The sequence below is a fragment of the Companilactobacillus nuruki genome (assembly GCF_002872255.1).
Taxonomy (GTDB): domain Bacteria; phylum Bacillota; class Bacilli; order Lactobacillales; family Lactobacillaceae; genus Companilactobacillus; species Companilactobacillus nuruki.
In genome coordinates this window covers 43,986-69,749 of record NZ_NIPR01000003.1, presented here as the reverse complement: position 1 = coordinate 69,749, position 25,764 = coordinate 43,986, and the positions used below count along the sequence as shown (strand labels likewise).

The window sequence follows — 25,764 nt, the reverse complement described above, 5'->3', positions numbered from 1 at the left end:
CTTCTCTTCAACGTCTAATTAGATTAAATAAGTTTTAATTGTTTGATTGATGATTAATTTACACTTGCATTTTATAATTGTCAATATTTTTTCTAAAGAAATTATTATTTCATTACTCTAATTAAAGGTGTACCAATTATATAATTTGTTATATTACAGTACAAAAAAAAGGTATTCTCAAAGAGAATGCCAAAACTTTATAAACAAATTAAATTATTTTTTATCTTTACTTTGAATAACTGCAATGATTCCACTTTCGAAGCTAAAATCAATCGTCTCACTAATGAATTCATTGCTTGCCCAACTTATTGGATGTGATGAATTAAAATCATTTAATTTATATTTTGCATCAAATAGATTTAAATGTGTTATCGGACCTAAATTTACGAATGCAACATATTTCATCCCTTGTTCATGATAAATTTCATAACGTCCAGGTTTATAAAATCTGATCGTATTTGTTGCAGATTTATAATACAATTTATCGTAAAAATCAGAGAATCTCGGGTCAAATGGTAAAAATAAATTGACCAAAAAGTGATCTATTCTTCCACCAGTTGCTCCATAAACGTAATATTCCTGTGCATTAAACTTTTCCCGTGCTAACAATAAACACAATTCCGAATCAGTATCATCTTTTTCTGGTGGAAACTTTTCAAAGATAGGAACATTATCATGCAATAACTTTTGTTCTTTTTTAGTAATTGAATCAAAATCACCAATAGCTATTTGGGGAATGATCCCATTAGCCATTAAATGCAAACTTCCTCGATCAGCTCCAACCCAAGGACCCGGAATAGATTTAATATTCTTACTTAATTCATCAGGATACTCACTTTGTGGACCACCTAAGAGGATATTTACTCTTTTCATTGTTTTGCATCCACTGCCAATGAACGGAGCCCATCAATACGATCCTTAAGACCACCAAGATCATCAAATAAATATGATCCAGAGACAAAAATATCAGCACCCGCTTTAGCACATTGAGCAATGGTTTCATCATTAACTCCACCATCAACCTCGATATCAAAATTATCATCAGCTGCTGTTTGACGCAATTGATCCAATCGTTGAATTTTTTTAGTCATACCTGGAATAAATTTCTGACCACCAAAGCCAGGATTAACTGTCATAACTAAAATTCGATCAATAATTGGGAACAATTCTTTAACAGTCTCTAAAGGAGTTCCGGGATTAACAACCACTCCAGACTTAGCACCGTAACTTTTAACTAATTCAATTGAACGATAAATATGCTGAGTACTTTCTGCATGAATCAAAACCGTACTAGCTCCGGCCTCAACCACCTGCTTAACGTAAGCATCAGGATTTTCCATCATCATATGAATATCAAGTGGTTTATCAGTCACACGTCGCATTCCTTCAACTACGTTTGGACTAAAAGACATATTAGGAACAAAGTTTCCATCCATCATATCAATATGAAAAACATCAGCGCCTGCTTGATCAGCTGCTCTAACGTCACGTTCTAGATTCATAATATCTGCGGATAAAATTGATGGTGCAATTTTTACTGTCATATAATCAACTCCTTAATATCTTTTCTTATACGAATTAATTTCATTTAAAAAGTATAGATAATTATCATATCGACTATGCATTATCTGTCCTTCTGCCAATTCCTCTTTAACTTTACAATTAGGCTCATTGACATGTCGACAACCTCGAAACTGACATTGTCCACTATACTTTAAAAATTCTGGAAATAGACTGGGCAATTCCTCTGGTGTAATTTCCATTAAATCTATTGATGAAAATCCCGGAGTATCGGCTACTAAACCGTCAGCAATATCAAATAAGGAGACCTGTCTAGTAGTATGTTTACCACGATTCAAAGTTTGTGATATCTCTGCAGTTGCTAATCCAAGTTCTTTATCAATATGATTCAACAGTGTTGATTTACCAGCGCCTGACTGTCCAGTAAAAACTGTAACTTTATCAGCAAAGGTTGCTTCCAATTTTTCTAATTGATCGTCATTATAACTATCCTGATCATCGAAAACTTGATAACCTGCTGTCTGATAACCCTGAAGAATTTGTTTTAAATCATTATATTTTTCTGCTGTTAATAAATCTGCCTTTGTTAAATAAATTAATGGTTCTATATCATTATGTTCAATATTAACCAATATTTTATCTAACAAATTGCTTGAAAAATTAGGCTCCGCAGATGATGTAACCACAATGGCTTGATCGATATTAGCTATTGGTGGACGCACCAAACTATTTTCTCGTGGCAATATTTCCAAAATATATCCTAAATCACCAGTCGCATCGAAACCAACCTTGTCTCCGACTAAAGGCTTTATTTTACGCTTTCGAAAATTTCCACGGGCTCTAGTTCTTATTAATTCTTCATTTTCATCATCCAAAACATCATAAAATCCACTAATTGATTTTATGATTCTTCCTGTTCGTTCCATAAATCACCCATTTACTGAACCACCAAGAACGGTCTTATTATCATGTTCAACTATGTAAGATCCAGTTTGTCCATTTTTTAGATTAAAACTCAACGTCAATGATGTATCAGATGAGATCGTCATTGATTTATATACCGTACCAATACTATGCGTGGCATCAGAAATATAAATCGTTACATTATTGTTCCCGCTAGAATCATACGGAATAGTTATATCTTTAGTTACTGTATTTGTTCCTGAAGTACTATTATTATTGTTATCTTTATCATTATCACTATTCGTTTTATCGGGATCTGATCCCTTAGAGATAACTACCGATAAAGTACCACCTTGATTAATTGTACTATTAGCAGATGGTGTTTGACTAATCAAAAGTCCATCTTCAATATCATCGGAATATTGATACGTAGTATTTAAGGTAAGTCCAACCTCGCTTGCATAATCTTGAATGCTCTTTAGATTATAGCCTGTCAAATCTCTAACTTTAACTACCTTAGGTTTTACAGTTTTAGCTTTAGCCAAAGTTAATGTTAATGATTTGTTCTTTGTAACAACTTTTTTACCACCTGGGATACTCTGACTAACAATAGTCCCTGCAGTATATTGATTAGTGGCCTTATATTTCAATTTCACTTTAAATCCACGCTTTTTCAAGTTATCAGAAATATCATCATAATCTTTGCCAACTAGTTTGGGCATTTTGTAATAAGTGGCTCCTAAACTTACAACTAAGTTAACTTTAGCACCATTCTTCAACTTCAATCCCTTAGTAGGAATGGACTTAATAACATGCCCAGCATCAACGTCATCATCATTTTCTTTAGAAACATCACCAACCGTTAAATTTGAACTCTTTAACATTACATTGGCCTGTTTAACTGTTAAATTAAACAAATCGGGTACAGTTGTCTCTTGATTGCTTTTAATAACCATCGCTATCAAAAACAATACTAGAACTAATGGTATTATTGATGAAATCAAAATGAGTTTCCGTTTTCGACTCATCTTTTTGGGCTTATTTTCTTGTGCCTTTGACTCTTCTTTACCGGAATCAGGAAGTGGTTCCATAACTCTGGTTTCTTCCAAATTATTAATTGGGGTCGGTATAAACTTAGGTTCGTTTGCACGCTCTGGCATTAAACATGTATTCAGATCATCGCACATTTCCTTCACAGATTGATAACGTTGATCTGGATCTTTAGCAGTAGCCTTTAAAACGGCATTTTCAAGTGGCTGAGGAATATTAGGATCTATCTTACGTAAATCGGGCATTTCTTCTTTAGAATGTTTTAACGCAACAGTTACAGCAGTATCACCAGTGAATGGAACATGTTTAGTTAATAATTCAAACAGAATAATACCCAAGGCATAAATATCTGATAAAACCGTTGCTGACCGTCCCTTAATTTGTTCAGGGGACATATAATGTACTGATCCTAAAAGTGAGTTAGTCCTTGTTATAGAACGTTCACTTAAAGCCAAGGCGATTCCAAAGTCAGATACTTTAACTTGTATAGGATCTTTCTTCTCGTCTACCAAAATGTTTTCTGGTTTTAAGTCACGATGAATAATTCCATGTTCATGCGCATCAGAAACAGCCATACAAATCTGTTTCATAATATCTACTACTTCATGATATGAAATTGGAAAATGAGTTCGAATGTATTTCTTCAAATTAGGACCATCAACATACTCAATTACAATATATTGAACTCCATTATCATTTCCGACGTCTAAAACATTAACAATATTTGGATTAGAAAGACCACTTGTGGCTTTGGCCTCACGTCCAAATCTTTTTTTGACCGATTCATCGTCTTGAAGATCATATCGTAAAGCTTTTACAGCCACTTTCCGATTTAATAATGTGTCATTGGCCAAATATACATTGGCCATCCCGCCTTCACCAAGTGTACCTAGAATCTCATAACGACCGCCTACTAGGTAACCTTTTTCCATCTAATGATTACCTCCATCGCTCTTAGTAGAGAAAAGTAACGCGGTAATATTATCTCTTCCACCGGCCTCATTGGCTTTGTCGATTAATATGTGACACTTGGCTTCTAAACTCATTTCTTTTGACAATACATCCTTGATTTCGTTCTCAGGTACCATATTGGTTAAGCCATCAGTACATAACAAAATTATTGCATCATCAACAAGATCAAAATCCTTAACCCTAGGTTGAACGGTTTGAGAAACTCCCAGTGTTTGGGTAATTATATTCTTTTGAGGATGGTTTTCAGCCTCTTCAGGACTAATTTGTCCTGTTTCTAACAATTCATGAACCAATGAATGATCAACACTTAATTGTTTCAATTCACCAGCTGAATATATATAACATCGCGAATCGCCTACATTAACAACCATCATCTTGTCCCCAATAAAGAAAACGCCAACCATTGTTGTTCCCATGCCGCTTAAATCATCAAACTGATTAGAGACCGAAATAATTCGATCATTTTCTTTACTTAATTCACGAATGATCCATTCGCGTAATTCAGCAATATTATCTACATCTGATTCCTCAAAATTATGTCCTAAGTGAGAAACCGCCATATCTGAAGCAACATCGCCACCACGATGACCGCCCATTCCATCAGCAACGATGCCAAAGACAATGTTCTTTTTATTTTTGAAAACATTCACGTAATCCTGATTGTTTTCTCTGAGTTTACCAACATCAGTTAATAACGCATATTTCATCAGTTTCAACCTTACCTCTTTAATTTTTTCTAACGAAAGTAGCTATAAAGAAACCATCTGTAAAGTAATCACTAGGTAAAACTTTTAACATTCCATCCTTAACTGATTTATCCATAGAAACATCATGTTTAACAGGTTCTAAATCAAAGTTCTGATGTTTCTCTAGGAATTTCTTTACGACATCTTCGTTTTCTTCTTCATCAAAAGTACAAGTACTGAAAACCAATTTACCGTTGACTTCAAGCAAATCAACCATACTATCCAAAATTTGAAGTTGAACCCTCTGTAAATTAAGTAAATCCTCTTCTTGACGGAAATATCTCAATTCTGGTTTTCTTCTGATCAATCCCAAACCTGAACAGGGTGCATCAACCAAAATACGATCGAAAGTCGTATTAAGTAAATCCTTGGCTTTTCTAGCATCAACTGCACCTGTACTAATAATATCGCTATAACCCATTCTTTGACTATTATCACGTATTAATTTAGTTTTATGCTTATGAATATCTAATGCCGTTACAGCGCCATTTTTAATATAACTAGCAATATGAGTCGTCTTACCGCCAGGAGCAGCACAGGCATCCAGCACACGACTATCAGGCTGAAGATCCAAAGCAGGTGCAACAAGCATTGAACTTTCATCTTGAATTGTATAAAGACCATCCCTAAATTCAACAGTATTAACTAAGTTACCACTAGAACAAACTAGTCCCACAGGTGAAATTTTGCTATCATGCATCTCAAATCCTTGTTTAGACAATATTTCCTTTAACTCAGGTACAGTTATTTTATTAGTATTAACTCGGATAGATACACTTGATGGTTGATTAATTGATTCTAAAATTTCTTTAGTTTTATCCAAACCTTGTTGTTCAATAAATAATTCTACCAACCAACGAGGTACACTATATAATTTACTCAAATCATAGACCGAATCTCCACCTGGCATAACACGAGAACCATGTCTTTGAAAATTACGTAAAACAGCATTGACTAGATTACCAGCGCCTTGATTTGCCTTCTTTTTAGCTATCTCGGTCGATTCGTTTAAAATTGCGTGTGCTGGCACTTTATCTAAATAACATAATTGATAAATTGCTGTTTGTAATAATAGGTCTAACCAAAGATCCAATTTTTTATCTTTTAAGTACGGTTCAAGTTGGTATTCCAAAACATATTTATTTTGGATAACTCCATAAACAATGTTTGTCATCAAACGACTATCTGCGTCTGATAAATCTGAATTCTTCAAAATATTGTTAATTTCAATATTAGAATAAGCCTTATTCTTAAAAACTCTTGTCAATGCCTCTACAGCTAATGCCCTAGGATTATTTTTCATCAATAATTTGTTGTCCTTCTTTTAGATTTTTGCCCATTCCATTCAAATAATTGGCAACATCCATAATTTTTTTACCGGCCGGTTGAATCTTTTTGATTGAAACCCCGCGATTGTCTCCCGCTACGATTACCAATCGTTTTTTACCTAATTCAGCAATTGTTCCAGTCTCTTGATCAAATTTTTCTGAAACAATCTCAGTCTTATAAATTTTTGTTCTTTGTCCATCTAACATAACCCATGCTCCAGGGTCTGGACTCAAAGCTCTTATTTGATTAAACACTTGTTCTGCGGGCTGATTAAAATCAATATGTTCCTGTTCCTTAGAAATATTTGGTGAGAAAACCACCTTATCAGGATCTTGAGCAATCGGATGAATGTCACCTGACAAGATTTTAGGAATAGTATCAAGCAATAGTTCTCGTCCAACAATAGCCATTTTTTCAAATAAACTACCATTATCATCATCAAGAGTAATTGGTAACTTCTCCTGACTAATAATATCACCCGCATCCATTCCTTTGACCATATACATAATTGTAATACCAGTTTCCTTGTCACCATTCAATAATGACCATTGAATAGGTGCACCACCACGATACTTAGGTAATAGCGATCCATGAACATTGATTGCCGCTATCTTTGCAGAATTCAAAAAGCTAGTTGGTAAAAATTGGCCATAAGCGGCGGTTACAATCAAATCAGCATTCAAAGATTTCAGTTCCTCTACCTCAGGACTACCTGGCAATTTGGCTGGTTGATAAAGTTTGATGTTTTCATCTTCCGCAATCAATTTGACTGGACTTTTTTGAAGTTTTTGTTTACGTCCGACGGGCTTATCCGGTTGAGTAACAGCTGCAATTATGTCATAACCCTCTTTGATAAGTCCCTTTAGAACTGTTGCTGAAAATTCTGGTGTACCTAGGAAAATTATTTTTGTCATTAAATATCACCCTCATTAATCAATATGTTGTGGTTCATTATCTATCGCAATAGTAAAACCATTTTTAGTATCAGTTTGTGTTTCATTTAAAATTTCTAATAGTTTTTGATGCAATTTAGGTTCATGTTTATATTTTACAATAATTTGATAATAATATTTGTTTTGTTTCCTTGAAATCATCGTTGGACTTGGACCTAAAAGAATAGCATCTTTTGATAAAGCTGTCTGGAGCTGCTTTTTTAACCAATAGCTTTGTTTCAAAGTTTTACCTTCGTCTTGGTTGGCTACACTAATTAAAGTCGTAAAATAATAGGGCGTGTAATTAGATTGATGTCTTAAATACATTTCTTGTTTAAAAAACTTTTCATAATCCTGCTTAGCTGCGTCTTTGATCGCATAGTGGTCCGGATTAAATGTCTGAATAATTACATGACCTGCTTTTTGAGCCCGTCCTGCTCGACCACTGACTTGGGTCAAAAGCTGAAAAGTCCGCTCACTTGCTCGATAATCCGCCAAACTCAAAGTGGTATCGGCGTTAATAACGCCCACTAAGGTAACGTCTGGAAAATCTAAACCTTTTGCTATCATCTGTGTGCCTAATAAAATATCAGCTTTATGTTGTCCAAATTGCTTCAATATCTTCGCATGGTCACCCTTTCGTCTAGTTGTATCAACATCCATTCGTAGAACCTTGGCATTAGGATAAAGGTCATTCAATTGTTGCTCAATATTTTGTGTTCCAGTTCCATAAAAACCAATCTTTTTGCTATGACAATTGGGACAGAAATTAGGTACAGGTTCTTCATGTCCACAATAGTGACACTTCATTTTTGACAAATCCTTATGATAAGTCAGAGAAACATCACAATTGGGACATTTTAAAACAAATCCACATTCGCGACACATCATAAATGATGAGTATCCTCGACGATTAAGTAAAATAATAGCTTGCTCATGTCTATCTAAAGTCGTTTGCAATGATTCTTGTAATGCTGGTGAAAAATCTCCTTTAACGGCTGCATTTTCATCATCTCGCATATCCACTATATGAACATGTGGCAAAGCTTGATCATTAATTCTTTTTTTCATACGAATTAACTGATATACACCCTTTTGAGCTCGGGCCCGTGACTCTAAAGAAGGGGTTGCACTACCTAAAACTACCGGTGCTTTATTAAGGTTTGCTCGCCATAAAGCCACATCACGTGCGTGATAACGAGGATTATCGTCTTGCTTATAACTTGCTTCATGTTCCTCATCAATAATAATCAAACCAATATTATCTAATGGTGCAAACACAGCACTACGCGCACCAACTACAACTTTAACATCTTTATTTTCTATTCGCGTCCACTCGTCATAACGCTCTCCGCTTGAAAGTCCACTATGTAGAACTGCTACTTGATCTCCAAACCTTCCAACCACTCGATTAACCATTTGCGGTGTTAATGATATTTCCGGTACTAACATCAAGGCTGTTTTGTTTTTCTTTAAAGCCTTTTCAATCGTCTGTAGATAAACTTCTGTTTTACCACTACCAGTCACACCTTCAACCAAAAATGTTTTTGAATCTTCTTGATCAATGGCATTACTAATTTGATCTACCGCAACCTTCTGTTCATCAGTCAAAGCCAACTTATTAGTTTGTTCCGGTGTTATTCCAACTGGCTTACGAAATTTAGTTACCTCAATGATTTTAACTAATTGATTTTTTTCAGCCGTTTTAATGACTGCTCTGGAAATACCATAATTTCCTTGTAAATCACTAAATTCTATTGGCAATTCTTCTAAGTGATTGCAAAGAAAATCTAATAATTTAATCTGTGCCTTTGCATTAGCACGCAATTTACTTTTTGCCTCATGCAACTGAATAATATTAAGATCGGTTGTTACTGCCTGGCGCTTTATTTGTAAAGCCTGATTTTCAACAACATATTGAATATCAATTTTATTATTTTTTCTTAACTTGTTTATCAAACGAATAGTCTCATCTGACATTTGATTAGTGATTTCCAAATCTGGTTTATCATTTAATAAACTTCTTACTTCGTCATCTTCAGCAATAGGAATAACAAACTCTTTATATTTGGCCCTCATTACGCTAGGAAGCATTGTCTGAAGACAAGAAATTTGAAAAGAATACGTCCGATCTGCTAACCAATATGACAACTTTAACATTTCATCAGACAATACTGGTTTTAAATCAATCACACGACTAATAGGCTTCAATTTACCTTGAAAATCACTGTTATCTTTAACTTTCATTACAAAACCTTGAATTTTCCGTTTGCCGCGACCAAAGGGAACCTCAACTCTCATCCCCGGTACAACTACCTCAGTCAACGAATCCGGTATTAGATATTCAAAAGGTCTGTTAGTTTGCATAGTGGGTACATCAACAATTATCTCTGCTACTGACATTTAAACCACCCTTTAAAAATAAAAAGCCCCCACTAATTCGAAAATCAGTGAAGGAATAATTTTTATTCGTTGTCTTCTTTTTTCTCTTCTTCAATCTTTTCAGCTTCTTTTTCAAGAAGAATTGAATTAGGATCAATTTCAATCTTATCGTCAGCAATTTCTTCAAAAGCACGACCAACAGTTCTTGGTGATTCATAATGACTCAATAATTCAACATCACCATTTTCTAGTTGATGTGCACGTTTAGCAGCTAAAACCGCTAGTGAATAACGAGAATCAACTCGATCTAAAAGTTTATCAATTGATGGATAAATAATCATAAATTATCAATCTCCTATTATCTTTTTATATTTGTCTATAACACGTGCCACTCTTAAGTGTTCACTTTTAATTATACCCTCGATTTTATCAACCGCATTAGGTATTTTATCATTTACGACGGCATAGTCATAGCTTGTCATCATTTGTATTTCTTTTTTCGCCTTTTCCATTCGCTTATCAATGGTCTTCTCATCATCAGTCCCACGATGAGTAATCCTATCCCGTAAGCTTGCTAGATCTGGAGGTGTGAGGAAAATAAATACACCATCAGGCATCTTTTCGCGAACTTGCATAGCACCATTAACTTCAATTTCTAATAATACATCAATGCCTGCATCAAGTTTTTGATTAACATATTTTAATGGTGTTCCATAGTAATGGTCAACATATTTAGCATATTCCAACATTCCACCATTTTTTATTTCTTCTTCAAATTCTTCATTTGTTCGGAAATAGTAATCGACTCCGTCCACTTCACCAGGACGCATCTGACGTGTAGTCATCGAAACTGAATAATCAAATTTAATTGATGAGTTCTTCAACATCGCTTTTCTAACAGTTCCTTTACCTACACCGGATGGACCTGATAAAACGATTAACATTCCCCTTGTTGACATAATTAAGTTATCCCTACTATCTATATAATATTGATATCTATCATGCAATAAAATCACTTGTTTTTCAAGGCTTTAAGTGTCGTCAAGATAAATAATTCTTAAGAAATCAAAAAATAAAGTTGCTCTTTCGAACACAGGTTCGTATAATGTAGATACAAACAAGTGTTCGGGGGACTTAAAAATGCAAGCAAGACAATTACATAATCGTTTCACTACTAGCCTAATCAACAATACTACAAACTTTATTAATAATAACTTTGATTTTAATTTAAAAAAACAATCTCAAATTCAAGTTAAACAAATGCCCTTAATGCAATTAGAATTTTTTGCAGAACAGAGTTTCCAAAAAAAATATTCTGTCGTTATTACAATGTTAAACGACAATCAACTACATGGCAAATTTATTTCACAAGTTAATAAAAATAAATTCGTATTCAAAATGACTTCCACTTTTTTTGAAATAGTTACTTTAGACCAACTTAAATCTATCAATTTAGTCTAATCGTTGCTGCTCTCCTTGTGCCAACTCTAACAATTCTTGGGCGTGTTTTCTTGTCAGATCAGTTACCTTTGTTCCAGCTAACATCAATGAAATAGCTTCAATTCTTTGAAGATCGTTAAGTAGCGAAACTCTTGTTTCGGTTTTATCCTTAACGGTCTCTTTTTTTATTTCAAATTGTAAATCACTCATTGCCGCTACCTGAGGAAGATGAGTAATACAAAGAACTTGAAGAAATTGTGAAACTTTATAAATTTTATCGCCAATAGCTTGAGCCACTCGACCGCTGACTCCAGTATCTATTTCATCAAAGACAATTGTCTCAACGTTCATTTTCTCAGCAATGATGGCTTCAAAAGCCAAAATCACTCGGGACAATTCACCACCAGAGGCAACCTTAACTAATGGCTTAAAATCCTCTCCAATATTTGTCTTCAGATCAAATTGAATTTGATCTATACCGTCAACCGTAAGATTATCATCAGCCAATGAAGTAAAATTAACACCAAATTTGGCATTAGGCATATAGAGATCCTTTAATTGATGATTGATCGATTTTTCCAAACTGGTTGCTGTTTGATGTCTTTGTTTTGACAAAGACTTTCCCAGTTCAATCAATTCTTTTTGCTGATTTTCGATCTCTTTTTCTAATTTTGCCTCAGTTTCATCATCAATATCAATCTCCGATAACTCCTGATGTGCAGTTCTTCCAAACTCAATAACCTCATCCAGGCTTGGTCCATACTTTTTTTTCAGACTATCCAAGGTAATTAAACGTTTTTGAATATTATCCAAACGATCCTCATCAAAGTCCAAGTTTTCTATCTGATCAGCGATGGTTGAAGCATTGTCCTGCAATTGGTAATAAGCACCATTAACTGAATCGTATAAATCCTTATAAGACTTATCATAATCCATAATGTCTTCCAATTGATCACGAACGTTTCCTAAAGCATCTACCACGCCAGTATTATTCTCAGAAAGGCCTCGATAGCTTTCCTGTAAAGAGGAACTAATTTTCTCAAAATTGGAAAGTTGGTTCTTTTCGTCTTCTAATTGATCATCTTCGCCAGCAATTACTTTGGCACTGTCAATTTCCTCAATTTGAAATTTTAACATGTCAATTCTTTGTACTAAATTTTGTGAATTTTTTTGAATCGTTCTTAAACGACTACGTTTATCCTGATAATTCTTAAATAATTTTTGATATTGAACTAAATTCTTTTGAAACTTATTGTCAGCAAATCGGTCTAAAATATGAATATGATTATCTTCATCCAATAATTCTTGTTGCTGATTTTGACCATGGATTTCTACCAAAAATTGACCCACTTGTCTCAAAACATTGGTTTTAACTAACTCATTATTAACTCGACAAACATTTCTACCTTTACGATTTATTTCACGTTTAATAATTAATTGATTATCATCATGAGCAATCCCGTATTCGTCCAAAATAGCAAAAAGAGGACTACCTGATTTCACTTCAAATAGTCCCTGCACATTTAATTGTTCCTGTCCTGTTCTAATAAAATCAATCGAGGAACGGCTTCCGACTAGCAATCCCAAGGCATCAATAATAATTGATTTACCGGCACCAGTCTCACCCGTCAATGCAGTCATTCCACTGCGGAAGTCGATCTGTAACTGATTGATAATTGCAAAATTATTGATTATTAATTTTTTTAGCATTGTCTCACCTATTTATTTAGATTTGAGTAAGCTGCTTCCATCGTCTTCTCAACAGAAACATTATCTAAAACTTCACCATCTTGTGATTCAGTTGGTTTTTGAATATGCATCAGAAACTCAATATTACCTTCTCCACCCTTAATTGGTGAATAATCCAAACCAGATACAATAAATCCAGTTGTTTTAGCAAAGTTAATAATTTTTTCAAGAACCATTTGATGAACTTTATGATCACGAACTATTCCGTGTTTACCGACATTTTCTGGACCAGCCTCAAACTGCGGTTTGATCAAACATACTGCATCTGAACCTGGCAAAATGATATTAAACATTGGTGGCAAAATCAACTCTAAAGAAATAAAAGAAACATCAGTCATTGCAAATTGTGGCAATCCTTCGTGAAAATCTTCTGGTTTGCTGTAACGGAAGTTGACCCGTTCCATCACAACTACTCGCTCATCTTTTCTTAACTTCCAAGCTAATTGATTATATCCAACATCCAAGGCATAAACTTTTTGGGCACCATTTTGCAAAGCAACATCAGTAAAACCACCAGTTGATGAACCTATATCCAAACAAGTTCTATCAGTTAAATCAATTTCAAATGATTTGAGAGCTTTCTCCAACTTATATCCACCACGACTCACATACTTGCTATGAGCATTCTTAGCCAAATGAAAAACTGTGTCAGGATCAACCTTTTCACCTGGTTTATCAAAACGGAGATTATCCTGATTATAAACTTCACCGGCCATAACTGAGCGTTTGGCTTGTTCTCTTGATTCAAATAGATTTTGTTCAACTAATAAAACATCAATTCTTTTTTTTGCCAATATGTGTCACCTATTCTTTAAAATAATCCAAAAAGCTTACCAATAAGTTTTTATCGAATTCTTCTTCCTTCAAAACCGCATTAAGTGCAGACTTAATTAATTCAGTTAATTTTTGTTCAGTCGCTTTTTTACCAATCAAGTTTGGAAAAGTATTCTTATCGATATCTTCTCCATCATCAGCATCATTCAAATCATCCTTCAATTGAAAGGCTAAACCAATATTATTAGCATACTGAACTAAATTTTTAGATAAATCATGTCCGGCACAAAAAGCTCCAACTGTTACCGCAGCAGTAATCAAATCAGCTGTTTTTTCTTTATGTAAAGTTGTCAGTTCCTCTTCGTTCAGATGTTTATCTTCCATGGTAATATCAGTCATTTGTCCAGCTACCATACCCATCGGACCAGCATTATGAGCTAGTATGCGTATGGCCGCCATCCTCTTATCAGTTGTCAAGTTTGATTTGGCGATCCAATAAAATGCCTGTGTCAATAATCCATCTCCGGCAAGAACTGCGGGGCCAGTTCCAAATTTTTTATGGTTGGACAATTTTCCACGGCGATAATCGCTATCATCCATCTCTGGAAGATCATCATGAATCAATGAATATGTATGAACCAATTCAATTGCTCCAGCAATGTCAAAATAACTCTTCAAATCTTCTTTTCTGATACCACAAGAATAAACGACTGCCAAAAACAACATTGGACGAACCCTTTTGCCACCAGCATTCAGTGAATAAAGCATTGCATCGCGAAGAGTAGTCTGTTTTATTTCATTATTTAGTTTGTCATTCAAGAATTGATTGAATTCAGGTAAAACTTGTGTGCAAAATTCTGAAAAATTTTTAATTTGCATCTTTGTTTCCTTCATTCTGGTCATTCTTCATATTAACTTCTTGTCCATCTTTAGTCATGATTTTGGTAACTGTGGCTTCAGCATCACTAAGAGTTTTTTCCAATTCCTTACTCAAGGTAACACCGATCTTAAACTTCTCCATAGCTTCTTCCAATGGGACATTACCTGACTCAAGGTTTGTCACTATTGCTTCTAAATCAGCCAAATTTTCTTCAAAAGTTTTCTTATCAGCCATTATTATCCTCACTTATTTCTTTGGTTATTAATTTGACATTACCATTTTTAACGTGTAAATCAACTAACTGATCTACTTGATAATCGGAAACATCTCGCAATACTTTACCGTCTGGATTGGTAGGAATAGCATAACCTCTACTCAATGTCTTCAGCGGACTCAATGAATCTAATGCAGCTACACGACTATTAAATATATTACGATTTTTATTGATAATTTTATTAACATTGTTAATTAAAATTTGATAATTTCGATTAACTTGATTGCTATAACTATATATTTGTTCACGTGGTGATTCTCTGACTAATCTATTAGCATATTGAATCAAATCAGTTTTTGAACGAGTTAATGTATTCTTGATATTTTGATTTAATTTATCTTTTAAGTAATCGACCTTTTGTAGGTATACCTCATAGATACGTTCAGGATGCCTCAAAAAAACGTTCTGAGACAAAGAATTAACTCTGTCCTTATAATTACTTATTATATTATTTTGTGCGCTGTAAAGACGAGTCTGTAACTCTTGTAGATGTTCCAAAACATCATTTAAAACAGGGGTTGCTAATTCTGCTGCCGCTGTTGGAGTTGGAGCCCTCAAATCAGCAACTAAATCAGCAATTGTAGTATCAGTCTCATGCCCTACTGAGCTAATTACAGGTATTTTGCTTTGGACAATAGCTTGAGCAACAATTTCTTCGTTGAAGGGCCAAAGATCCTCAATCGAACCACCACCACGACCGATAATAATCGTATCGAAATGACCGTTTTCATTAATTCGTTTTAGTTGTTCAACGATTGTACCTGCTGCTTCATCTCCTTGAACCTGAGCCGGATAAAGTACCAATTGAACAATCGGAAAACGTCTACTTACAGTTGTCATGATATCATGAATCACTGCACCCGATTGGCTAGTAACCACGGCAATCCTTTTAGGGAATTGTGGTATCACCTTTTTTGGTAAATCAAAGACCCCTTGTTCAGCTAATTTCTTTTTCAATTGTTCAAAAGCAACATATAGAGCTCCTAGACCAGCCGGTTCCATCGAATCAATATAAATTTGATAGGAACCTGAGGGTTCATAAAGAGAAATTCTTCCTTGGACGAGGACTTGCATACCCTCTTCTGGTTGAAATTTAATCTTTTCAAAATTTCCTTTAAACATTATCGCAGAAATTTTAGCTTTATCATCTTTTAAAGAAAAATATTGATGAGCATGCGGACGCAATCTAAAATTAGAAATTTCCCCCATCAAATAGACGTGTCCCAAATAAGGGTCCACGTCAAATTTCTTCTTTAGATATTTACTTAAAGCGGTAACTGTTAAATATTGATCATTATCCATTTATCCTGCCTTCAGCTAATTCAATTACTTGATCTACTAAAGCTGTGATGGTCATTGGTCCAACTCCTCCAGGAACTGGTGTTATCATTGATGTTTTATCCTTTACATCATCAAAGTCAACATCTCCACAGAGTTTACCATTTTCATCGCGATCCATACCAACATCAATTACTATGGCCTGATCTTTAACGTAATCTTGAGTAATGAATTTAGCTCGGCCAATGGCTACAACTAGCACATCAGCCTTACTTGTTATTTCTTTTAGGTTCTTAGTGTGTGAATGCGTGATAGTCACGGTAGCGTTACGTTCCAACATTAAAGCCGCCGTGGGTTTACCAACAATATTAGAACGACCAATGATAACAACATTCTTACCATCAAGATCAACATTATAATGATCTAACATCATCAAAATACCGGACGCAGTGGCTGGCTTAGTCATTGGTGTTCCAATCCATAGATTACCTACACTTATTGGAGTAAATCCATCAACATCTTTATTAGGGCTAATTGCCTCATTAACCTTATCTTCATCAATATGATCTGGTAGTGGTAGTTGTACCAGAAAACCATCAATGGCTGAATCATTATTTAATTCATCAATCTTTGCTAACAACTCTTGCTCAGTAACTGATTCTTCAAAGCGAATCAATTGAAAATTAATACCCAATTTTTCAGCACGTCGTTGCTTATTACGTACATAAACTGCACTTGCACTGTTATCGCCAACTAGTACAACAGCCAATCCCGGTGTAATACCTTTTTCTTTCAAAGATTCCACTCGTTTAGCCATTGTTTCATCTAAAGCCTGAGCCACTTTTTTACCCTCTAATAATTTCACACTAATCACCATAAAAAGGCTGGTAAATTTACCAGCCTTTACCCTTCTACAAAATTAGATAAAATACCATTTATAAAGGACTTTGAGTCCTTATCGCCAAAGTCACCAGCCATTTCGATTGCCTCATCAATAGCTACTTTCTTTGGTACTTCCAAACTGTTTTCCATTTCAAATAATCCTTCGCGTAAAATTACACGATCGATTCTAGACAGACGGCCAACCGTCCATTTATTCTTCAAATGAGTAGCAATTTGTTCATCAAGTTCTGCTTGATGTTCAATTGTCCCAGAAACTAAAAACGTCAAATAATCAGGTACAGCCTCTTGATCCAAATCACATAGTTGCATGGTAGATGTGATGGCATCTTCAGGATTGTTTTTGGTAGTTTCAATGGAAAATAGTGATTGAACTGCAAGTTCTCTGATCTTATGTCTACTTATCACTAGTTTTATTCCTTTTTGTCTGTTGTTACACGTTCGATATCGCCAGTTTCTTTTTTGGCAATCAATCCGACAACATGCACATTTATTTCACTTAAGTTTAAATCGGTCATGAATTTAAGCTGTTCGATGGCTGATTTTTGAATCTCCAATGATACTTTAGGGATTGAGACGCCATATTCTAAATACACGTATACATTTGCTGAAACTTTATCAGCGTCAAATAACACGTCAACACCCTTACCATGGTTGATTCTTCCAAAAAGTGAATCGATTCGACTAGAAATTGTACCACGCATCTCGTAGACACCTTCAACTTGATTTGTAGCAATTCCTAATAGGATTTCAATAACTTGATGTGATATCTCAACATTACCATTTATTTTTCCACTATCTTGTTGTAGAGAAATATATTTTTGCTCAGCCATAAACTTATCTCCATAATCAGTTATTAATTAGCACGTGAAATATAAGTACCATCTTGTGTATTAATAGTTAACTTGTCGCCTTCATTAACGAAGAATGGTACTTGTACAACTAACCCAGTTTCCATTGTAGCTGGTTTTGAACCACCTGATTGAGTATCACCCTTGATAGAAGCCTCAGTAGCTGTAACCGTAAGATCAACTGTATTAGGTACGTCAACCCCAAGCGTCTCACCATTGTAAGTCATGATACTTACTTCCATATTTTCCTTCAAGTATTTCAATTCTTCTTGAATTTGTTCCGCTGGAATAGTCAATTGTTCATAAGTTGTTGTATCCATAAAGACGTGATTTTCACCATCAGCATATAGATATTGCATCTTTTTATTTTCAATAGTAGCTTTTTCAACTTTAGCTGTTGATCTAAAAGTCATTTCTTGAACAGCACCAGTTCTCAAGTTCTTTAACTTTGAACGTACAAAGGCACTACCCTTACCTGGTTTAACATGTTGAAATTCTATAACACGCCAGATACCATCTTTTACTTCGATTGTTAGTCCATTTTTGAAATCATTTACTGAAATTGACATTTTGTTCTCCCTTAGTTCTAAGATTTTGCCGATGAAACACTATACATTATATTACCAATATTTACATGATAATGGCAATAACTCAAGCTTATTATATAAAAAAAAGAGGAACAATGTCCTCCTTTTCTATCAATATATTAATATACTGAAACTTTCTTCTTGTCTTTGCCAAGTCTTTCGAACTTAACAACACCGTCTGTAAGTGCGAACAATGTATCATCGCCACCGCGACCAACATTTGTTCCGGGATGAATCTTTGTACCACGTTGTCTATAAATAATTGAGCCAGCAGTAATAGCTTGGCCATCAGCACGCTTAGCACCTAGTCTACGACCAGCTGAATTACGGCCGTTACTTGTTGATCCACCACCCTTATGGTGAGAGAAAAATTGTAAATTCATCTTAAGCATGAAGTTTACCTCCTAATCAAGATCTATCTTATTTTTTTGTACTTGAACTTCAATGTTTTTTGGATAACTGCCTTCGATATCTTTAAGAATCCAAAACAAATTATCCAATAACAAAGCAGTATCGTGTGATATCGCCTTGTCAAATTGGCAACCTAAATGACCACCATTGACTTCATCCATGACTATCTGAGGCGTTGCCCCAGTCAGCTTATCCAGATTGTTGATTGTTCCAATTGTCACTGCCGAAACAGCGGCACAAACCAAATCTTGACCATATGGTCCTGAATCAGCATGTCCCTTAATCAAAAAGGAATCGATCGACTGCTCTGAATCTTGGTGAAAACTTGCTCTAATCATGATTAAGCCTTGATACTATCAATAAGTACCTTTGTATATGGTTGACGGTGACCTGTCTTCTTGTGTGAATGCTTCTTAGGCTTGTACTTGTAAGTAACAACTTTCTTTTCCTTACCTTGCTTTTCAACCTTACCAGAAACACTAGCGCCTTCAACTACAGGGCTACCAATCTTAATGTTGTCGCCATCAGAAACCAAAATTACATCATCAAATGTAACTGCGTCCCCTTCTTTGACATCAAGCTTTTCAACATAAATTGAAGCATTTTCTTCAACTTTATATTGCTTACCACCAGTTTTAATAATTGCGTACATAAACGTACACTCCCTTCTAAGACTCGCCAATCGGGTGCACTAAGCTTAAACCCGATTTTGAGCGGTTGTAGATGCAATAGTGATTGCAACTTATAAAATATAGCAAATTTTGCTTGCTTTTTCAACTATTCTCAGGAACTTTTTTGTTTTTTCCAATCAGATCTTTCAAAGATAAATATCCCAAAATAATAAAGCCAAACAAATTAATTAGTAACGAAATTATCCCAATCCAATTATACCTAGAATGAATCTCTATTATATTCTTCCCTGAGTAGGTACGTAACTGCAACGTTCCTCTTTTAGAAATAGTCGTTTTCACAGTTTCATTATTTAGTTGTACCTTGTATCCTGAATAATCTTGAATAGGCAAATCCAAAATTACAGATTTAGGATTATAATACTGAATCCAATAATCGTTATTTTTAGTATAAAAAGAAACATCTGCTTTTTTATTGTCTACTAAAAATTTACTCTTGCCAATTGCTGCATGATCGTGATAACTTACCACAGTTTTAGAATAATCAATTTTTTGACTAATATTAAAATTTTGCTCGGAATCAATTGAATTCGATTGATTGTAGTTAAGCCATCCCAAACCACCAATAGTTAGTACCATAAGGAATAATTTTAAGATTCCTGGCCCCTCTTGAAAAACTAATATAATAATTCGACTGATTAAAATGATCACAAATAAATCAAGAATACATTGAAAAGCTAAAATCAATCTGCTCGTATCAAATTCTGATATTTGAAAGCGACATATTATGATTGCCATTAAAGGAATCATTTCTAACATTAATACTTTATAACTAAACGAGCTTTTTAAAAAGATCATTATCAGTAGCAATGATAAAAGCACACCAATTGCCAATAACATATATCCTTGAATTGTAGAAAAGCCAAAGGTATTGAACCAAGATATAAAATCAAAGTTTTTCATCGGTTGCTGCACGATATTGTGATGAAATTGAATATCAATCAATGGCCCGATAAATCCAATAGTAGTTATTAAAACTAACCCGATTAGTTTTAATGAATTGATCGACAATGAGCCCCAATATTTCCAATGATGTGAAATCTTTGAAAAAATAATTAATACTCCTATTGGTAACAGCGTCAATAAAACACCGATTGCCATATAGGGACTTGTCCAAATAATTAAAGTAAAACTCCAAGCCAAAGTCTTCCAAGAATGATTTTTAAAAAATATATAAACTCCATAATAAAACATCGGTAAAAATATCAAGACCAAATAATTTTCTAAACGTTGTTCGTGGAAAACTAGCCAAAAACGATTCATTGAAAAAGCATAAATAATAGCAAAAAGCAATGATTCGAAAGTATCTTTGGAGAATTTTTCCATATAAAAATAGGCACTGACTAAGGTTAAAAAAGTAATCAAAGCCAGATAAACGCAAAATCCAATTGGTACATTGAAATTAACAAATAGAAATCCCGACATAATTGTCAACCACGGACTAAACAAATTAATCAGACTTCCTGAATGATCCCAATAATCGAAATTTATTGGAGAAACAAAAACATTAGATAAACTTTTTATATGGGCAATATTAAAAATTGTTGTCTGTGTAAAATTTACCTTTTGAAAAAAAACAACCGCATAAAGAATACTTAACAGTAAAAAAATAAAACCCAGAATAATTTTCTTCCATGAGTGATTCGACATGGTGACTCCTTTTTAAAACAATATCTTGAATCATTATACTAAAAAAAGGATTGTGTAAACTAATTCTCACACAATCCTTCAATAATATTCAAATTTTCTACGCTAATGTAGTTAAAACCAAACGTCCCAGAACCAATCCTAAGAAAACAGCTACAAAAACTAGCTTGCCACGTCTTAGATTTAGTTTTGTAAGAACTCTAGTTATTATTACTAAAGCAACAATCAACGCAATTCCGATTATTATCCCCATCAGATTACTAATCACTGCTTGTTGTGTTAAATATGCAGCCATAACATCAATTAATATGAACGTAATCGTAATAACGAACGCAAATTTCCTTTTCAAATTCGCCCACCTCTAAAATTCTAAGCATCTTAAACAATGCTTAACCTTTAAGCATAACGGCTACATTGTAAATTTTATTTATACTCTTTGCAAGACTATTTTTTAATTACATGCCAAAGATACTAATACGATGGTATTTATTTTTTATATTCTATAAGATTGCCATGGTAATTTTTCTGGATATCGCTGATTTATTATAGAAATACTTTTAAGATCATCTGAATCCAACTCTAAAACTAATCTATCATCATCATACAGCGGCCATTCATATTTAATTTCTTCCACATAAGGTTTCCCACTACTGATAAATTCGCATAATAGATCTAACATATATTGTCGATTTTTACGGAAATCAATATTTAATTCTTCCTCAGGAATGCTCAAGTAACGAACAGTTCCTCCATGTTGTCCCTTAAAAACCTTAGCATAATTACAATAAACCTCAGCATCGCCCTTTTGAACGAGTAGTTCCGCTAACCGTCTTGCTGGCAGAGCGTACATGGCAATCCCTAACATTTCAATAAAATCACTCTTTGAATACTCTTTTTTTAGAAGAGTATTTTTTAAATTCTCGGAATTATCGCCAAACAGATCAGTTATCGTATTAGTTTCCAACTTATTAATATTAATATCTTTCAAGCCTACTAATTCATTGCTACCAGCGGAAATGATTGTTTTAAAATGCGTCCGTTTAACCCGATCTATTAACTTTTCCTGCCAATTTGATGCAATTAAATCATCATCAATTACCGGGCCAAACCAATTAGTTGGTAAATGGTTCTCTAAAGCCCGTTTCTGAACTAACTGTAATCCATCATCAGTTAGATTAAATAAATCCTTAGTCGATTTAATATTATTCTCTTGGCAAATAAAATCAGAAACTTTTTTAGAAGTCTTTGAATCGCGAATGGTCTGAACACCACCGGAAAATAATATAATCTTTTGAATCTTATCTAATACATTTGAATTGGATGCCATTAAAGCAGCAATTGATTTAGCACCCGCAGATAATCCAATTAAACTAATATTTTCAACGTCTCCACCTAGACTACTAGCATTATCAATAACCCATTGAATCGCTAGCAATTGATCAGACAAGCCAACATTTGTATCTCCGCCTTCAACATATCCCCAGCCAAACATTCCAAGTCGATAATTAGGTACGATATGAACAATAGCTTCATGGTCAAGCCAGGACATCTGTTTGCTATAATTTCCACCTCGTAAGAACCCGCCACCATAAAACTCAATCACGATTGGGTATTTTCCGTCAATATCGGGGGTACAAATATCTAGATTCAAACAATTTTCACCAAAAGTGATTTTACTGTTTTGATCCAGTGCATCATCTTGCATAGGTTGAACCCCATTATGAACAGCATAATGCATTTTATTTAATTCATTGGGTCCAAATTTTGCAATTGAAAATTTCTCTGCTCTTTTGAACCTTCGTCCATATCCAAAAGGAATTCCTAAAAAATCTATATGACTGTGGTCAATAACTCCATGATATGTTCCTGTAGTTGTTTTTATTATCTTCTTCATTTACAAACAAACCCCCAATGAACAAAATATTAATTTATTTAATATTTCAATTATTTAATATTCTAACCTAATAATATCAATGTACAAGAATTTACTGTAATCATTTTTATAACAAAATTATCTAAATTTATTCACTTTTTTCCTTGTTTACTTAAATAACCTTGTATATAATTTCAAAGATACGTTTTTAAGGGAGAGAAATATATGGTACTAACAGATGCACAAAAACGTGCTAATGAAAAATGGCATAAAAATCATCGTGATCGTGCTAATTACATTGCCATGCGATCATCAGCCAGAAGCTTTATTAGAAAAAAATCTACATTGGATGACCTTAAAGAATTACAAAATATTATTGAAGATCGTCGTAAAGAATTGGTTCAACCTTAATAATAGTTTACATTTAGTATTATCTTCTTAAATATGAAACATTTATTTATGATGAATATAATAATTCTGATATAATTCAAAAATAGATAAGGGCTATTAAAGCCTTGTCCATCAGTGTCTATCTATGGTACTGATGAAATTAAAAACTGCAATTATTTCGGAGATGAAGACTATGAAATTTATAAAATGGTTTAAATCACTATTAAAATCCGGAAAGACTGAAGTTTCCACACATGATAAAGAAATTCTAGCTGAACTTGAAGGTGAAAATAAGGCCTTTATCTTCAACAAATAGCATTATTCAGTAAATTATTATTAGGGATGGTCCACTTAATATTAAGTGGACTTTTTATTTTATACAAAATCAAGAATTTTCTTTATTTATATCAATTTTACATTGACATAAACTAATATATTTAACTATAATAGTAAAAGTGATGTCACAGTGGCTCAGTTGGATAGAGCAACGGTCTTCTAAACCGTAGGTCGTGAGTTCGAATCTCACCTGTGACATATTTTCTAGATTAAGTCATTTAAGTATAAAGCTTAAATGACTTTTTTATTTGAATATTTTTATAAATATCCGTTGCATGTTCAAATATTTTTCTCTATAATAGTACGAGTGATGTCACAGTGGCTCAGTTGGATAGAGCAACGGTCTTCTAAACCGTAGGTCGTGAGTTCGAATCTCACCTGTGACATATCAATTAAAAAGATCGTTAGAGTTTATATTCTAGCGATCTTTTTTTATGCTGGAACAGCCATTACATCAGTGTCAACTATTCCAAATTGACGTCTCATCTGTGCCTCAATTTCCTCACCTAACTGATAACTATCTTTAACCTGCATATTGCCATCAACAGCAATGATAATATCTAAAGTTACAATATTTCCATTATAATGAGCATTCAAATCATCAACCCGAATAACTCCAGACCAATTCTCAATTACATCCCTAAACTGTGCCTCTAATTCAGGATCGAAATAATCAGCTAAGTTCAAACTACTTTCTCTAAAAATTTTAATACCAGCTATTAAAATAAAAATACCGACCACAATACTGGCAACACCATCTAACCAAGATAATTTAAACCACAAAGCACCAGCAATAGCTATCAATGTTCCTAAACTAGTTAAAGCATCGCTTAAACTATCCTGAGCAGCAGCAGTCAAAGCTGCATTTTGTAATTTACGACCAGCTCGACGATTCATCCACCAAACAAATATCATGATTATCATGGCAATGCCTGCTCCTATCAAAGTAATAGGCTGAGGAATTTCTTGAGTAGATTGATGAAGTAAACTTTTAATTCCTGTATAGAAGACATTAATAGCAATTGCAATCATAACAACGCCAGTTATCATGGTAAAAACTGTTTCATAATGAAATCTGGTTAGTTGTAGTCTTTGACCATTTCTAGGTAGATCTTCTGGCAAGGGTTGTCCCATCAGATCATCATCATCAATATCTCGTGCAATGTAAATACCTATTAATAATAAAATTGCCGAAATAATTCCTGCTAAATTATTTAAGGCGTCGGCACGAAGTGTTTGTGAATGTCCAATAATGGCTAAATAAAATTCAATCACAGAAATCAATAAATATGCCCCAACATTAAACCACAAATGGTGTTGCGCACTATGAAGCTTTTGTAATTCTTTTTCTTGAATCTTTTGCCAAGCCTTTTCTTCTTCCTGACGATGTGTGCTTTGTTCTTGCATTAAAATGGCCTCTTCCCTAACTACTAACAATTATATTCATTAAAGACTAACTATAAAACAAAAAGCCCTCCCCAATCTGGGAAGAGCTCTCTTTAGTTATCGTTGAGGATAGAACTGCAACTCTCGTTGCATATTCAATATATCATCTATTAACATCTAATTCTATATTTAGAACCATACGTAAAGTAACTGTATTCTAAGTTACATTTATATTAACAAATGAAGACTGATTTCCTATATAGTCATCTTCAACAATTTATTCATAGCTTCTTCAATTGACTTACCGCATGCAGAAACCCTAACGTTTTTCTTATCAAATACGGTAAACAACTGACGCTTTGTATCCAATGTTACTTTATATCTCATATTGTTTACCTCCAATTCTTATGATTCCTTATCATACACGCTTTTTAAAAAAAATCAACAAAAAGAACCAAACGTTT

General features: G+C 34.0%; 30 protein-coding genes, 2 tRNA genes and 1 other annotated feature. Of the genes, 5 read left to right on the top strand and 27 right to left on the bottom strand.

The window, feature by feature from the left end:
- Positions 1–213: 213 nt before the first annotated feature.
- From CBP76_RS01330 to gmk, 10 genes are all read right to left on the bottom strand, one after another.
- A complete protein-coding gene (locus CBP76_RS01330) occupies positions 214–873 on the bottom strand; it encodes a thiamine diphosphokinase (protein ID WP_102195129.1) in 660 nt (219 codons plus the stop codon).
- The gene (gene rpe / locus CBP76_RS01325; RefSeq protein WP_102195128.1) at positions 870–1,544 is read right to left on the bottom strand and encodes a ribulose-phosphate 3-epimerase; all 675 of its coding nucleotides are present in this window, start codon (positions 1,542–1,544) and stop codon (positions 870–872) included. The genes CBP76_RS01330 and rpe overlap by 4 nt, the downstream gene beginning before the upstream one ends.
- 12 nt (positions 1,545–1,556) lie before the next feature.
- The gene (rsgA, locus tag CBP76_RS01320) at positions 1,557–2,447 is read right to left on the bottom strand and encodes a ribosome small subunit-dependent GTPase A (protein ID WP_102195127.1); all 891 of its coding nucleotides are present in this window, start codon (positions 2,445–2,447) and stop codon (positions 1,557–1,559) included.
- 3 nt (positions 2,448–2,450) lie between these two features.
- The gene (gene pknB / locus CBP76_RS01315) at positions 2,451–4,406 is read right to left on the bottom strand and encodes a Stk1 family PASTA domain-containing Ser/Thr kinase (protein ID WP_102195126.1); all 1,956 of its coding nucleotides are present in this window, start codon (positions 4,404–4,406) and stop codon (positions 2,451–2,453) included.
- Positions 4,407–5,153 carry a Stp1/IreP family PP2C-type Ser/Thr phosphatase gene (locus CBP76_RS01310; protein WP_102195186.1) on the bottom strand — a complete coding sequence of 249 codons (747 nt, stop codon included), beginning with the start codon at positions 5,151–5,153 and terminating at the stop codon, positions 4,407–4,409.
- Between the two features lie 19 nt (positions 5,154–5,172).
- Complete coding sequence (gene rsmB / locus CBP76_RS01305; RefSeq protein WP_102195125.1) at positions 5,173–6,495, bottom strand: 16S rRNA (cytosine(967)-C(5))-methyltransferase RsmB; 1,323 nt, start codon at positions 6,493–6,495, stop codon at positions 5,173–5,175.
- On the bottom strand, positions 6,485–7,435 hold the full coding sequence (gene fmt / locus CBP76_RS01300) for a methionyl-tRNA formyltransferase (protein ID WP_102195124.1): 951 nt from the start codon (positions 7,433–7,435) through the stop codon (positions 6,485–6,487). The genes rsmB and fmt overlap by 11 nt, the downstream gene beginning before the upstream one ends.
- A gap of 15 nt (positions 7,436–7,450) precedes the next feature.
- Positions 7,451–9,856 (bottom strand): primosomal protein N', encoded by a 2,406-nt coding sequence (priA, locus tag CBP76_RS01295; protein ID WP_102195123.1) that lies wholly within the window; start codon positions 9,854–9,856, stop codon positions 7,451–7,453.
- A 62-nt stretch (positions 9,857–9,918) separates the two neighbouring features.
- Entirely contained in the window at positions 9,919–10,176 is a 258-nt protein-coding gene (gene rpoZ, locus CBP76_RS01290) for a DNA-directed RNA polymerase subunit omega (protein ID WP_102195122.1), read from the bottom strand.
- Between the two features lie 6 nt (positions 10,177–10,182).
- Positions 10,183–10,794, bottom strand: a complete 612-nt coding sequence (gene gmk, locus CBP76_RS01285) for a guanylate kinase (protein WP_102195121.1) — start codon at positions 10,792–10,794, stop codon at positions 10,183–10,185.
- A 181-nt stretch (positions 10,795–10,975) separates the two neighbouring features.
- Between gmk and CBP76_RS01280 the strand changes: the two genes are divergently transcribed.
- A complete protein-coding gene (locus CBP76_RS01280; RefSeq protein WP_102195120.1) occupies positions 10,976–11,296 on the top strand; it encodes a hypothetical protein in 321 nt (106 codons plus the stop codon).
- On the opposite strand, the gene recN is transcribed toward CBP76_RS01280, so the two are convergent.
- The 15 genes from recN to CBP76_RS01205 form a co-directional block, all read right to left on the bottom strand.
- The gene (gene recN, locus CBP76_RS01275; RefSeq protein WP_102195119.1) at positions 11,288–12,985 is read right to left on the bottom strand and encodes a DNA repair protein RecN; all 1,698 of its coding nucleotides are present in this window, start codon (positions 12,983–12,985) and stop codon (positions 11,288–11,290) included. The two genes, CBP76_RS01280 and recN, sit on opposite strands and share 9 nt — an antisense overlap.
- Positions 12,986–12,993: 8 nt before the next feature.
- Positions 12,994–13,818 (bottom strand): TlyA family RNA methyltransferase, encoded by an 825-nt coding sequence (locus CBP76_RS01270; RefSeq protein WP_102195118.1) that lies wholly within the window; start codon positions 13,816–13,818, stop codon positions 12,994–12,996.
- Between the two features lie 10 nt (positions 13,819–13,828).
- Positions 13,829–14,677 carry a polyprenyl synthetase family protein gene (locus CBP76_RS01265; protein WP_102195117.1) on the bottom strand — a complete coding sequence of 283 codons (849 nt, stop codon included), beginning with the start codon at positions 14,675–14,677 and terminating at the stop codon, positions 13,829–13,831.
- Positions 14,667–14,912 carry an exodeoxyribonuclease VII small subunit gene (locus CBP76_RS01260; RefSeq protein ID WP_102195116.1) on the bottom strand — a complete coding sequence of 82 codons (246 nt, stop codon included), beginning with the start codon at positions 14,910–14,912 and terminating at the stop codon, positions 14,667–14,669. Before CBP76_RS01260 ends, CBP76_RS01265 begins: the two co-directional genes overlap by 11 nt.
- Entirely contained in the window at positions 14,905–16,254 is a 1,350-nt protein-coding gene (xseA, locus tag CBP76_RS01255; RefSeq protein ID WP_102195115.1) for an exodeoxyribonuclease VII large subunit, read from the bottom strand. The genes CBP76_RS01260 and xseA overlap by 8 nt, the downstream gene beginning before the upstream one ends.
- On the bottom strand, positions 16,247–17,107 hold the full coding sequence (locus CBP76_RS01250; RefSeq protein WP_102195114.1) for a bifunctional 5,10-methylenetetrahydrofolate dehydrogenase/5,10-methenyltetrahydrofolate cyclohydrolase: 861 nt from the start codon (positions 17,105–17,107) through the stop codon (positions 16,247–16,249). The genes xseA and CBP76_RS01250 overlap by 8 nt, the downstream gene beginning before the upstream one ends.
- Positions 17,108–17,133: 26 nt before the next feature.
- A complete protein-coding gene (gene nusB / locus CBP76_RS01245) occupies positions 17,134–17,538 on the bottom strand; it encodes a transcription antitermination factor NusB (RefSeq protein WP_102195113.1) in 405 nt (134 codons plus the stop codon).
- 5 nt (positions 17,539–17,543) lie between these two features.
- Positions 17,544–17,963 (bottom strand): Asp23/Gls24 family envelope stress response protein, encoded by a 420-nt coding sequence (locus CBP76_RS01240; protein WP_102195112.1) that lies wholly within the window; start codon positions 17,961–17,963, stop codon positions 17,544–17,546.
- Between the two features lie 23 nt (positions 17,964–17,986).
- Positions 17,987–18,550 carry an elongation factor P gene (efp, locus tag CBP76_RS01235; RefSeq protein WP_102195111.1) on the bottom strand — a complete coding sequence of 188 codons (564 nt, stop codon included), beginning with the start codon at positions 18,548–18,550 and terminating at the stop codon, positions 17,987–17,989.
- Positions 18,551–18,687: 137 nt separating this feature from the next.
- Positions 18,688–18,960 (bottom strand): 50S ribosomal protein L27, encoded by a 273-nt coding sequence (gene rpmA, locus CBP76_RS01230; RefSeq protein ID WP_102195110.1) that lies wholly within the window; start codon positions 18,958–18,960, stop codon positions 18,688–18,690.
- A 12-nt stretch (positions 18,961–18,972) separates the two neighbouring features.
- Positions 18,973–19,317: a ribosomal-processing cysteine protease Prp gene (locus tag CBP76_RS01225; RefSeq protein WP_102195109.1), complete on the bottom strand. Its 345-nt coding sequence runs from the start codon at positions 19,315–19,317 to the stop codon at positions 18,973–18,975.
- A 2-nt stretch (positions 19,318–19,319) separates the two neighbouring features.
- On the bottom strand, positions 19,320–19,631 hold the full coding sequence (gene rplU / locus CBP76_RS01220) for a 50S ribosomal protein L21 (RefSeq protein WP_102195108.1): 312 nt from the start codon (positions 19,629–19,631) through the stop codon (positions 19,320–19,322).
- 9 nt (positions 19,632–19,640) lie between these two features.
- Positions 19,641–19,708 (bottom strand) — a sequence feature (ribosomal protein L21 leader region).
- Positions 19,709–19,752: 44 nt separating this feature from the next.
- Positions 19,753–21,117: a YfhO family protein gene (locus CBP76_RS01215; protein ID WP_166667138.1), complete on the bottom strand. Its 1,365-nt coding sequence runs from the start codon at positions 21,115–21,117 to the stop codon at positions 19,753–19,755.
- Positions 21,118–21,415: 298 nt separating this feature from the next.
- The gene (locus CBP76_RS01210) at positions 21,416–21,664 is read right to left on the bottom strand and encodes a hypothetical protein (RefSeq protein WP_102195106.1); all 249 of its coding nucleotides are present in this window, start codon (positions 21,662–21,664) and stop codon (positions 21,416–21,418) included.
- Positions 21,665–21,808: 144 nt separating this feature from the next.
- Complete coding sequence (locus CBP76_RS01205) at positions 21,809–23,209, bottom strand: carboxylesterase family protein (protein WP_102195105.1); 1,401 nt, start codon at positions 23,207–23,209, stop codon at positions 21,809–21,811.
- 204 nt (positions 23,210–23,413) lie between these two features.
- Here CBP76_RS01205 and CBP76_RS01200 point away from each other — a divergent pair, with 204 nt between their 5' ends.
- The 4 genes from CBP76_RS01200 to CBP76_RS01190 all read left to right on the top strand — a co-directional run bounded on the left by CBP76_RS01200 (position 23,414) and on the right by CBP76_RS01190 (position 24,300).
- Positions 23,414–23,599 carry a hypothetical protein gene (locus CBP76_RS01200; RefSeq protein WP_102195104.1) on the top strand — a complete coding sequence of 62 codons (186 nt, stop codon included), beginning with the start codon at positions 23,414–23,416 and terminating at the stop codon, positions 23,597–23,599.
- 172 nt (positions 23,600–23,771) lie between these two features.
- Complete coding sequence (locus CBP76_RS13450) at positions 23,772–23,894, top strand: hypothetical protein (protein WP_281258456.1); 123 nt, start codon at positions 23,772–23,774, stop codon at positions 23,892–23,894.
- A gap of 144 nt (positions 23,895–24,038) precedes the next feature.
- Positions 24,039–24,112 (top strand) — tRNA-Arg (locus CBP76_RS01195).
- A 114-nt stretch (positions 24,113–24,226) separates the two neighbouring features.
- Positions 24,227–24,300 (top strand) — tRNA-Arg (locus CBP76_RS01190).
- Positions 24,301–24,346: 46 nt separating this feature from the next.
- On the opposite strand, the gene CBP76_RS01185 is transcribed toward CBP76_RS01190, so the two are convergent.
- Positions 24,347–25,321 (bottom strand): cation diffusion facilitator family transporter, encoded by a 975-nt coding sequence (locus CBP76_RS01185; RefSeq protein WP_102195103.1) that lies wholly within the window; start codon positions 25,319–25,321, stop codon positions 24,347–24,349.
- Between the two features lie 234 nt (positions 25,322–25,555).
- On the bottom strand, positions 25,556–25,687 hold the full coding sequence (locus CBP76_RS13445; protein ID WP_281258454.1) for a hypothetical protein: 132 nt from the start codon (positions 25,685–25,687) through the stop codon (positions 25,556–25,558).
- Positions 25,688–25,764 lie beyond the last annotated feature (77 nt).